The sequence below is a fragment of the Streptomyces sp. NPDC059909 genome, from assembly GCF_042730885.1.
Classification (GTDB): Bacteria; Actinomycetota; Actinomycetes; order Streptomycetales; family Streptomycetaceae; genus Streptomyces.
In genome coordinates, this window is record NZ_JBHWKX010000017.1 from 113,726 (window position 1) to 124,735 (window position 11,010).

At 70.7% G+C, this 11,010-nt stretch carries 7 protein-coding genes; 1 reads left to right on the forward strand and 6 read right to left on the reverse strand.

The features are described from left to right. Positions 1-151 precede the first annotated feature (151 nt). Positions 152-766, forward strand: a complete 615-nt coding sequence (locus tag ACFV9O_RS14785) for a TetR/AcrR family transcriptional regulator (RefSeq protein ID WP_385417148.1) — start codon at positions 152-154, stop codon at positions 764-766. A gap of 1 nt (position 767) precedes the next feature. Here ACFV9O_RS14785 and ACFV9O_RS14790 read toward each other — a convergent pair whose 3' ends face one another. The 6 genes from ACFV9O_RS14790 to ACFV9O_RS14815 all read right to left on the reverse strand — a co-directional run bounded on the left by ACFV9O_RS14790 (position 768) and on the right by ACFV9O_RS14815 (position 10,763). Next, positions 768-3,143, reverse strand: coding sequence for a galactose oxidase-like domain-containing protein (locus tag ACFV9O_RS14790; RefSeq protein WP_385417151.1), 2,376 nt, complete (start codon positions 3,141-3,143; stop codon positions 768-770). A 62-nt stretch (positions 3,144-3,205) separates the two neighbouring features. Next, a complete protein-coding gene (locus ACFV9O_RS14795) occupies positions 3,206-4,378 on the reverse strand; it encodes a glycosyltransferase (RefSeq protein WP_385417174.1) in 1,173 nt (390 codons plus the stop codon). Between the two features lie 62 nt (positions 4,379-4,440). Next, a complete protein-coding gene (locus ACFV9O_RS14800) occupies positions 4,441-6,072 on the reverse strand; it encodes an ArnT family glycosyltransferase (RefSeq protein WP_385417154.1) in 1,632 nt (543 codons plus the stop codon). Next, positions 6,069-7,361, reverse strand: coding sequence for a glycosyltransferase (locus tag ACFV9O_RS14805; RefSeq protein WP_385417156.1), 1,293 nt, complete (start codon positions 7,359-7,361; stop codon positions 6,069-6,071). The genes ACFV9O_RS14800 and ACFV9O_RS14805 overlap by 4 nt, the downstream gene beginning before the upstream one ends. Positions 7,362-7,590: 229 nt before the next feature. Further along, positions 7,591-9,624 (reverse strand): thioredoxin domain-containing protein, encoded by a 2,034-nt coding sequence (locus tag ACFV9O_RS14810; RefSeq protein ID WP_385417158.1) that lies wholly within the window; start codon positions 9,622-9,624, stop codon positions 7,591-7,593. 290 nt (positions 9,625-9,914) lie between these two features. Continuing rightward, the gene (locus tag ACFV9O_RS14815; RefSeq protein ID WP_385417161.1) at positions 9,915-10,763 is read right to left on the reverse strand and encodes a GNAT family N-acetyltransferase; all 849 of its coding nucleotides are present in this window, start codon (positions 10,761-10,763) and stop codon (positions 9,915-9,917) included. Between the last annotated feature and the right edge of the window lie 247 nt (positions 10,764-11,010).

The following is an 11,010-nucleotide window of genomic DNA, read 5'->3' on the forward strand; positions in this document are numbered from 1 at the left end:
GGACCCGACGGGTACGCGGGCGGTGAGGCGGCGGGGGCAGAGCCCCCGACCCCCCGTGGCGTGCCCGGTATCGTCCGGCCGGCCCGGGTGTCCGTCCTCGAACGCCGGACGGGCTCCTTCGGGGCCGGAGTGATGAACGAGAATGAGCCGCATGGCCGCCGAATTCCCCTCCGGCGCGCAGCCCCCGCTGGGCCTGCGCGAGCGCAAGAAGCTCAAGACCCGCATCGCGATCCGCAAGGCCACGTACCGGCTGATCGCCGAGCAGGGGTACGAGGCGACCACCATCGAGCAGATCGCGGCGGCGGCCGAGGTCTCCCCCTCCACCGTCTTCCGCTACTTCCCCACCAAGGAAGACATCGTCCTCACCGACGAGTACGACCCGCTCATGGAGCAGGCACTGCGGAACAGGCCCGCCGGCGAACCGCCCCTGGAGTCACTGCGGTTCATCATCACGCACGCCGTCCGGGCCATCCAGGAGAGCGACCCGGAGGAGATGTACCAGCGGACCCGGCTGCTGGCGGAGATCCCGGCCGTGCGGGCCCGGATGACCGAGACCATGGCCGAGACCTCCCTCCTGCTCTCGCGTGTCCTCGCCGAGCGCACCGGACGGGAGACGGACGACCTGGAGGTCCGGGTCTTCACCGCCGCCGTGATGGGCGCGCTGCGCGAGGTGACGATCTACTGGGCGGAGCGCGACCAGCGTGGTGATCTGGTCGCGCTCCTCGACCGCGCCCTCGACACGCTCCAGGGCGGGCTGACCCTCTGAGCTACCTCTTCAGGTCCCCCTTTCCGCAGGTCCGGCCGTCCCGGTCCGGGTCGAGCCGCAGCGGATCGTCCTTGCCGTTGACCTTGAGCCGGCCGTACCCGTGCGCGGCCAGCCAGTCGCAGCGGGCCTTCGTCGTCGCCTTCACCGGCTGGGGGAAGGTGAGCGGGACGCACACGTTCGCCGAGCCGTAGTGCCGGTCGCAGCCCGCGATCTGCGGGCTCACCGGGGCGGACGAGCGCTTTTTGCCGTTCTTCTTCGGGGACTTGGCGAGGTCACCCGCGAAGTCGTGGACATGCGCCGTGGGAGCGTCGCCGGCGGCCGCGAGGGCCGCGGGCGCGGCCCCGAGGTGCACCCACTCGGCGACCGTCGGAATGCCGTTGGCGTCGACGCCGAACAGCATGTACCAGCCGGGCGGGGCGAGATTCGGGTTGCTGGTGACGTTCAGATCGATCGTGCGGTCGTCGATCACGCTCATCGGCAGGTCCACGAACCGCTGGTTCGGGTCCGACGAGTGGGTGACGGCCGCCGGACGGATCAGCTCCGCCTTGGCTATCGGCCGGTCGACGGTGATCCGCTGCGTGTCGCCGTACTGCCACTCCCTGTCGATCACCGAAGTGATGCGCGGGCGCGGGCCCTTGAGCAGATACGGCGGCGTGTAGACGGACACGTTGTGGTTGTACGTGCCGTTGCCCGGGTTGTCGCCGACGGCCATCACCCGGCCGTCGGGCAGCAGGAAGGCCGAGGAGTGGTACGTCCGCGGGATCGGGTCGGCCGCCAGGCCCTCCTCGTACGTGTTCGTCGTCGGGTCGAAGAACGACGCCTCGTACACCGGATCGGCCCGGTCGTGGAGCCCGCCGCCGGTCTCCAGCACCTTGCCGTCCGGCAGCAGCACGGCGGAGACGAACATCTTGCCCTCGTCCCCGGTCTGCGGGCGCTTGCCCTGGCCCTGGTCGACGAGGCCCTGCGGAAGCGGCGGACCCGCCGTGTACCGGGGGCTCGGCTGCTTCAGGTCGATGATGTCGGTGAGGCGGTTGGCCGCCGGGTTGGTCACGTTGTTGCCGCCGCCGATGGTCAGCACCCGCTGGTCCTGCGCCGGGGGCAGCAGCACGCTCGCGCTCTCGTCGCGCTCGTCCTTGTTCCGCAGGCCCGGGACGTCGGTGACGGTGTTGGCGTCGTAGTCGTAGATCGAGGCGCCCGTGCCGGGGGTGCCGTTGCCGAAGACATGGCTGCCCGAGTAGAAGAGCCGGCCGTCCTGCATCAGGATCATCGACGGGTACAGGCCCCAGTACGACCAGGTCTGGTTGACCTCGTTCATCGGCAGCCACTTGTTCTGCGCGGCCGAGAACTTCTCCGCCGTCACATTGCCCGTCGAGTCCTCCTTCAGCCCGCCGAACGAGATGACGTCACCGTTGCCGAGGATCGTCGCCGACGGATACCAGTGGCCGTCGTGCATGTCGTTCGTCCGCGTGTACGTCTCCGTCGCCGGGTCGAAGATGTACGAGTCCTTGAGGCCCTGGTAGCCGATGCTGCCGTCGGCCGACGGATAGCCCTTGTTGCCGCTCATCACGAGCACGCGCCCGTCGGAGAGCTGCACATGGCCGGCGCAGAACATGTCCGCCGGGGTGGGGATGTTCCTGTACGTGCCGGCCACCGGGTCGTACACGGCGGAGGTGAAGGTGCCCGCCGCGAACATCGACGGGTCGTTGCCGGAACCCGCGATCAGCAGCACCTTGCCGTTGTGCAGCACCACCGAGTGCATGGAGCGCACCGGGTTCTGCGTGGGCATGACGTCCCACCTGCCCTTGGCGCACTCCTCCGGCGTGCCGGTGCACACCGGGTCCGGCGCGGGCGGAGCGACCTCCTCCATCACGTAGTCGTCCGTGGTGACGCTGCCGGTGCCGAAGACGGAGACGCCCCAGGTGATCTGGTCCGTGTTCGGCGGGATGACGGGCGTACGGACCTCGCTGCGGGTCCAGCCGGCCTCCATGGGGAGGGTGCGCAGGTCGGTCCAGTACTGCCAGCCGAGGGCGGTGTCGTGCCGGAAGAGGGTGAGGGCGGTGTCCGGGGTCGTCGACTTGTACCAGAACGACAGGTCGTACTGGCGCTCCGGGACGACGTGGGGCGCGCAGGCCGCGGACTCGGTGATGAGGGCCTTCCGGTCGCCGTCGAGGCGGCGGGTCAGCTCGACCTTCATCGCGGCCGAGCCGGTGTGGGCGTCGGTGGTCGTGGTGAACGTGAAGTCGTTGTCGCCCCAGCCCGACTTGGACCAGCAGGACGGCATGTCACCGGTGCCGGCCGTCTCGAATCCGGGGTTCTTCACGAGGTTGGGGCCCGCGGTGGCGGGCTGCTGGGCCGACAGGAGCAGGCCCATGGTCATGACGGCGACTGTCAGGAGAGCGGTACTTCGGCGTGTGGGCGGTATCAGGCGTTTGGACGGCATCAACTGGTGCTCCTTGCTGTGCGACTCCTACGCCCCTTTCGGGGCACATAGACCAGCGCTTCGGTCCCGGCGAAGCGCAGGACGAACGTGGTGAGCAGCGCCAGCGCCGTCGCGGGCAGCACCGCGAGCCGGAACTGCCCGACGAACAGGGCGATCAGCGGGATCCGCAGCACCAGGTCTGCGTTGGCGAGCAGCGCGAAGCGGCCCACCCGGTCCGCCCAGTGCCGGTGTTGGCGCCGGTCGCGGAAGAGCAGCACCTCGATGAGGAGGAAGTTCCACAGGACGCCCAGCTGGTTGGCGAGGATCTCGGCGGGCAGGTAGTGCAGCCCGGAGCCGACCAGCGCATGCAGCGCGACCAGGTTGGGGACGAATCCGGTGAGCCCGATCAGACCGAAGGCGACCATCCGGGCGAGCGGAGAGGCGGTGCGCAGCTCGACCAGGTGCCGCAGGAAGCGTGCGCCTTCCTTCGCCGTCGACTTGGACTCGCCCGCGAAGCGGTCCTGGAAGACGAACGGCACCTCGGCGACGGCGGCCGGCCGGCAGCGTACCGCCAGCTCCAGCAGGATCTTGTAGCCCAGGGGCTTCAGCGCGTCCGCGGTCACCGCGGCCCGCCGTATCGCGAAGAAGCCGCTCATCGGGTCGCTGATCCCGCGCAGCGCACGCGGGAAGAGTCCCTTGGCCAGCCAGGTCGCCCCCCGCGAGACGGCGACCCGGTAGCCGCCCGCGAGCCCGGCGCGACTGCCGCCGGGCAGATAGCGGCTGGCCACGACCAGGTCGGCGGACTCCTTCTCGCCCGTGGCGACGAGATCGGGCACGAGGGCCGGCGGATGCTGCAGATCGGCGTCCATGACGACGATCCAGTCGGATGCGGCGGCCCGCATACCCTCGACGACGGCGCCGCCGAGCCCTCCGTCGGGCGCCTCGCGGTGGATGACGGACACCGGGAACGGGCACTCACGCGCGGCATCGGCGATCACCGCCGGGGTGTCGTCGGTGGAGTCGTCGACGAAGACGACCTCACAGGGCAGCCGCACGGGTACCGACTCGGTGAGCCGGTGCAGCAGCTCCCGCACGTTCCCGGACTCGTTGAAGGTGGGGATGACGATGGTGACAGCGGCGGGCTCGGCGACGTCGACCGGCTCCCGGGCCTCGGCGGTGCGCCGTCCGGCCAGGGGGCCCGCCGCGGCGGTACCGGCCGGATCGTCCAGGTCCTCGGCTCCTGCGTGATGGGTCGTCAATTCCGTTCAGCTCCCCCGATTTCGCGGATCTCGATCCGGTCCTCGCCCTCGCCGAAGGTGACGACGGGTGTCGAATGCTCCAGCGTGGCCTTCACGTTGGGCAGGTCGCGCGCGTCGCGCCGTACCGTCGGGGAGGCGACCACGTAGTCGAGGTCGCGCCAGCCGCCGGGCATCGTCTTCGTGACCGCCGGGTCGAGGTCGGCCTTGTAGAACCAGATCGCGCCGAGCCCGGGCTCGTAGCCGGCGTGCACGAGGTCGAGCCAGAGCGCGTCGTCGACGAGGACCCGGGTGCGGGCCGGGTCGGGTACCTCCGTGGCGAGCCAGTGGGCCGCGGCGCGGTACGGGGCGTTGGCGTCGGCCGTCATGGCGGTGCGGTCGCCGTCGTACCAGCGCGGGACGACGTACACGGCGGCGCCCGCCGCGAGCAGCACCGCGACCGTCCGGCGTGCGAGCGTCAGCGGGCGCCCCTCCTCCGGCCGCCGCCACCGGCGCAGCACCGCGTGCGCGACGCTCGCCGCGCCGCCCGCCAGCACCAGCGCCAGGAAGGGCAGCGCCTGGATGACGTACATCGCGGGCAGATAGCCGGACGGCCGAAGCGCGACCGCCGTCAGGATCGCGACGGCCAGCGCCGGCCCGGCGAGCGCCCGCGCGGTCACCGACCAGCGCAGGGTGACCAGCAGCAGCGCCGCGCCCGCGAGGCCGCCGAGCGGGAGGACGCGGTCGTAGTAGAGCCAGGACCGGAGCACACCGTTCGAGCCGGTGCCCTCGGTGAGGAGGAAACCGGAGCCCGGGCGGCTCATCTGGTAGGTGATGCCCTCCCACAGCGACACATGGCCCGCGCCCGGCATCAGCTCGCCCTTGAGGAGGGCGAACAGCGGGTACGAGAAACCGATCAGCGCGCACGCGGTGACCGCGCCGGTGACCGCGAACTTACGGGTGTCGCGGTGGCTGAAGCGCCACATCGTCACCAGCAGCGCGGGCAGCACGACCAGCATGGTCTCCTTCGTCAGCACCCCGACCGCCGCTGTGAGCCCCGCCGCAAAGTGGTGCCACAGGTGCCGGCTCGGCGAGGCCGCGAGGCAGAACGCCAGCAGCATCCACATCACGGCGATGTTGTCGAGGAAGATCTCCCGCTGGAGGACGACGGACAGCGGCGAGAGACCGAAGAGCAGCATCGCGAGCCCCGCCGCCCAGCGCGGCAGCCACAGCCGTCGCGCCAGCACGTACAGCAGGACCGCACTGACCCCGCTGACCAGCAGCATCGCGCCCCGCATCGAGGCGACCGTCATCGTCTCGGGCGCGATCAGCGAGGGTATCCACGTGAGCGCCGCGAGCTGGATCCAGCCGAGCGGCGGATGGTCGTACCAGTACGTGTAGTGGGCGAGGCCCCTGCCCTCCTGCACCGCCCAGGCCTGCGCGAGATACGTGCCCTCGTCGTCGCTCAGGGTCGGGAAGTGCTGGATGTTCCAGCCCTGGACCAGCAGGACCGCCACCAGCAGCGCCCCGCACAGCAGCAGATCGGGCCGGGAGGAGCGGAAGCGGACGACGGGCCGGACGGACAGGGGTTTTCCGGGATCGACGGGGCGGGCGGCCGCCACCGGTGGCGCCGCCGTGAGGGTGGAGGTCACGCGAGGACGTCCTCTCGGGATTCGCGGGAGTCACGGGAGTCACGGGAGTCGCCGGCGAGATGCGCGCCGACATGGCTGGTCAGCTCCCACCCGCGCTGGCCCCGCTGCTCGCGCCACACGGCACGTACGGCCGCGCCCGCGAGGACCACCTGGTAGAAGGGGCCGCCGACGATGAGCTTGGCGTAGTGCGAGAAGCGGACCCTGAGCCCGTACTGCGTACCGAAGTCGTGGAGCCCGACGACCTCGAAGACGAAGGTCACCAGGGCGGTGATGAGCGGCAGGAAGGTGATGAAGGCGATCCCGACGGGCACGTCGAGGAAGAGCGCGACCGCCGCGTTGAGCGGGATGATCAGGCCGGTGAAGGCCTGCATGAACGGGGTCATCAGCGTGTAGCGGGCGAGCATCCGCTGGCCGAGCGTGGGCAGTTGCTTCCAGTCCTTCTTCCGGTAGACCTGCAGGAAGCCCTGGTTCCAGCGCGTGCGCTGCTTGAGCAGCGACATGAGCGTGCCGGGCGTCTCCTCCCGGGTGACCATGTCCGCGTCGTACGCGACGACGACCTTCTTGCCCTTGCTGGACAGGCGGACCCCCAGGTCGCAGTCCTCGGCGAGGCAGTTCTGGTCCCAGCCGCCGGCCTCGCGCAGCACGTCGGTGCGGACGAAGACGGTGTTGCCGCCGAGCGGGATGAAGCCCTTGGCCGCGTGGAGGTGCAGCCGGGAGCGGAACCAGAAGAAGTACTCGAGGCAGTTGCGCAGCGCGTACCACGACGAGTGGAAGTTGATCAGCTGGACGCCGCCCTGGACCACGTCGGCGCCGGTGGCGGTGAAGGCGTGGTCGACATGGGTGAGCAGCTCCGGGTGGACCTGGTCCTCGGCGTCGAAGACCCCGACGACATCGCCGCGGCAGTGCGGCAGGGCGGTGTTGAGCGCCTTCGGTTTGTTCTTGCTGTCGTGGGTGTCGACGACGACCCGCACCCGGTCCGGGTCGCGTGCCGCGGCGCGCGCGGCGACCTCGGTCGTCTCCGGATCGTCGTGCCCGACGATGACGATGATCTCGAAGTCGCGGTGGCTGGACTCGAGCAAGCGGGTGATGGTGTGCTCCAGCACCAGCTGTTCGTGCCGGGCGGGCAGCAGCAGGGAGAACGACAGTCCCTCCGCACCCGCCGGGCTCTCGAAGCGCGTCGACGCGAGCGTCTCCGGCGTACGCCACGCATGCATCTGCCACCAGAGCGTGAACGCGGCCATCCAGAACAGTGCCATGGAAACGGCAGCGATGAGCACAGATGTGAGCAATTGTCCCCCCTCAAGCAGGGGAAACGGCGCGGCAGACCCCCTCGCCCACCGCGCTCTTCCCCCTTGAACCCCCCTGCGCACCGCGGCGGAGCCGCATATCGAATGCAGTCCCCGCGCAACGCAGCTGCTGTGTCAGCAGTGGAGAGAATAGGCAGAAACTGTGACGGCCGTGTGCCCGTTTCGATGAATGACGCGTTTCGGTCAGGCCACCGGATTCCCTCGGAACCCCTTACGTACCAGGAGTCAACTCCCGCTTCAGGGCATCCACTTCGGTGACGGGCGCGGCGCAGACGAAGTGCCGGCAGACATACGCCGCGGGCCGGTCCTGGACCAGCGGACGGTCCACGAGCAGCGGGAACTCCGAACTGCCCGGCTCCCCCACGGCGACCACCGCGCCCGGCGCGCCGCCCAGCAGCGCGGCCTTGTGCAGCTCCCGGGTGCCCGGCTCGCCCTGCGGCCCGACCACCGCGATCTCACGCGGCCCGTCGAGCAGCGCCTCCGCGACGGCGAGCCCCCAGCCGATGAACCGCGGCGCCCGGGGTGCGAGCGCCTTCACGACGCCCAACGCCCCCTCGGCGGCGGTGCGATGGGCCTCGGAACCGGTGTGCGCGGCGTACGAGAGCAGGGCACCGGCCGCGGCCGTCCAGCCGGAAGGGGCCGCATTGTCGGTGGGGTCCTGCGGACGCCGGATGAGCTGCTCTGCGTCATGCGCAGTATCGAACAGGGCCCCGTCGTCCGAGACGAACTGGTCCAGCACGATGTCCAGCAGGAAGCCCGCGAACTCCAGCCACACGCCCTCGCCCGTCACGCTCGCGAGCGCGAGGAAGCCCTCGGCGACGTCGGCGTAGTCCTCCAGCACCCCGGAGTTCGCGCCCCTGTGGCCGTCCTTGGAGGTACGCGCCAGCCGCGCGCCCTCGTCCATGTGCAGCCGTACGAGCAGATCGGCGGCCTCCGTCGCCCGCTCGACCAGGTCGGGCCGGTCGAAGTAGGCGCCGGTCTCCGCGAGCGCCGCGATCACCAGCCCGTTCCACGCGGCGACGATCTTGTCGTCCCGCCCCGGCCGGGCCCGCTCCGCACGGGCGGCGAGCAGCCGTGCCCGTACGGACTCCACCCGGGCGGCGTCCTCCACGCCCGCGTCCTGCGGGAGTTGCAGCACCGAGGCGCCCTCCTCGAAGGTCCCCTCCTCGGTCACCCCGAAGCGGCGCGCGGCGAACTCCGCGTCCTCCGCGCCGAGGACCTCGGTCAGCTGCGCGGGCGTCCACACGTAGTACGCGCCCTCCACATGTTTCCCCGTGCCGTCGTCGCTGTCGGCGTCCAGCGCGGACGCGAAGCCGCCCTCCGGCGTGCGCAGCTCCCGCACCATGAAGTCCGCGGTCTCCAGGGCGACCCGGCGCGCCAGATCGCTGCCGGTCACCTTCCACAGATGCGCGTACACCCGGCACAGCAGGGCGTTGTCGTAGAGCATCTTCTCGAAGTGCGGCACCACCCACGCGCGGTCCACCGAGTAGCGCGCGAACCCGCCCCCGAGCTGATCGTAGATCCCGCCCCTGGCCATCGCCTCACACGTGTGGGCGGCCATCTGCAGCGCCCCTTCGGCGCCGGTCCGCGCGTAGTGCCGCAACAGGAACTCGACCACCATCGACGGCGGGAACTTCGGCGCCCCGCCGAACCCGCCCTGCCCCGGGTCGTACTCCCTGGTCAGCCCGAGCAGCGCCTGGGCCAGCTCCTCCTCCCCCGGTTGCCCCTGCCCCCCGAACGCGAGCGACCGTCCCGCCAGATCCCTGACGATCTTCCCGGCCACGTCCGCGACCTCGTCGCGCCGACCGCTCCAGGCCGCGGCGACGCCCTCCAGCACCTGGCGGAAGGACGGCATGCCGTGGCGGGGGGCGGGCGGGAAGTACGTGCCGAAGTAGAAGGGCTCCCCGTCCGGGGTCAGGAACACGGTCATGGGCCAGCCGCCCTGCCCAGTGGCAGCTTGCACAGCCTCCATGTAGACGGCGTCCACGTCGGGCCGCTCCTCACGGTCCACTTTGACGGACACGAAGTGCTCGTTCATGTACGCAGCGGTGTCGTCGTCCGCGAAGGACTCGTGGGCCATGACGTGGCACCAGTGGCAGGCGCTGTAGCCGACGCTCAAGAACACGGGGACGTCGCGCCGCCGGGCTTCTTCGAACGCATCGGTCTCCCATGGCCACCAGTCAACGGGGTTGTCCGCGTGCTGGAGGAGGTACGGGGAAGTGGCCTGCGCGAGTCGGTTCGGCATACGCCTATCCTTGCGCACCCGCCTTTGCCCCGCAGATGCGCCACAGGGGCAGCACACAAACGGGTCGGAGGGGTGCCGGCTCAGTGCTCGCGCGGCCGGTACGGCAATGGTGTGGACCTGCCTCGCCACGGTTCGGGACCGGGACATGGCGGGGATTTCTGAGGGGCGACGGGCTCACCACACGGCAGGCAGAAGGACCATCCCGATCCGGGGTCCGTCGCCCCGCCCTGCGGCACGGGGCAGGGCGTGAGCGGGTCACGGGTGAGACCCGGGTGTCCAGGGTTCGGCGATCAGGGTTCGGCGATCAGTGCGGTGGCCACGCGGCGGAATCCGAGCCCGGCGTAGATACGGGCGACGTCGTCGTCGTTCGCGGACAGGAAGACGGTCTCGACACCCTGCGACCGCGCGTCGGCCACCAGCGCCGCGGTGACCGCGCGCGCAAGCCCACGGCGGCGCGCGGTCGGCAGCGTGGCGACACCGACGATCTCGCTGACCGGACCCACCGGCTGGTGCTGACCGGCGCACAGCGCCGTTCCGTCCTCCACCGCGGCGGCAATGTACGACAGGCCGGCATGGATGCGTTTCACCATGCTGCTCACCGACCCGTCGTCCTCGCAGGCCCGCGTGGCCTCCTCCAGTTCCGCGAGGCCGGCCTCCCCGACCTGGGTGCCCGGTTCGGCGAAGGCCAGGCGAGGAACTGCCAGCGCGCTCGGCAGTGTGAGGTCGCCGGGCCCCAGGATCCGCACGACGGCCCGCGGCAGCGAACCGTCGGCCGTCTCGGGCACCACGGGCGTCGGTACGTCCGGACCGAGCACCATCAAGGGGTGCTCGTGCACCACGAGGCCCGCCTGCTCGGCCGCGGCCTGCAGCGCAGGCGTGGTCTCGGCGACCCACTCGAAACTCTCCGGGATGCCCAGTTCCCGCTGTCGTGCGCGCACGCGGGTCACATCGGCGGCACTCACCGCTCCGGACCATCCCAGGGCGGGACGCGCGTAGTAGGGCCAGCCCTGCCCCTCTCGGACGAACAGGGTCAGCGGGCCCAGGTCTTCGGTCCGCGCGCCGGAGCGGGGGACCGCGTCGTAGTACCGCTCGAGCACATCCAGCAGTCCACGACGATCATCAAGATCCACAGAGGTCACGCCGAGCATCCAAGCGCAGGCTGCACTCCGCTGCCACTGCGTTTTCACCTGATTTCTCCCAGGAGGCCCCGTCCTTCAGGGCGGGGAGGAATGGGTCCTTGGCGCGGAGCCGCGCAGCGGCGGAGTTCCCTGCATATCCGTCGTGACCTGTGCTTTCGGCTGTTGTCAGTGGTGACGCTTAGGTTGTTGGCGTGAAGGTCGTGGTGCAGGTGAAGCTGCTGCCGTCGCCCGAGGCGGCGGCAGCTTT

Excerpts from the sequence above, each read along its gene's own strand:
- ACFV9O_RS14785 (WP_385417148.1), top strand. The coding sequence starts at position 152 with ATGGCCGCCGAATTCCCCTCCGGCGCGCAGCCCCCGCTGGGCCTGCGC.
- ACFV9O_RS14790 (WP_385417151.1), bottom strand. The coding sequence starts at position 3,143 with ATGACCATGGGCCTGCTCCTGTCGGCCCAGCAGCCCGCCACCGCGGGC.
- ACFV9O_RS14810 (WP_385417158.1), bottom strand. The coding sequence starts at position 9,624 with ATGCCGAACCGACTCGCGCAGGCCACTTCCCCGTACCTCCTCCAGCAC.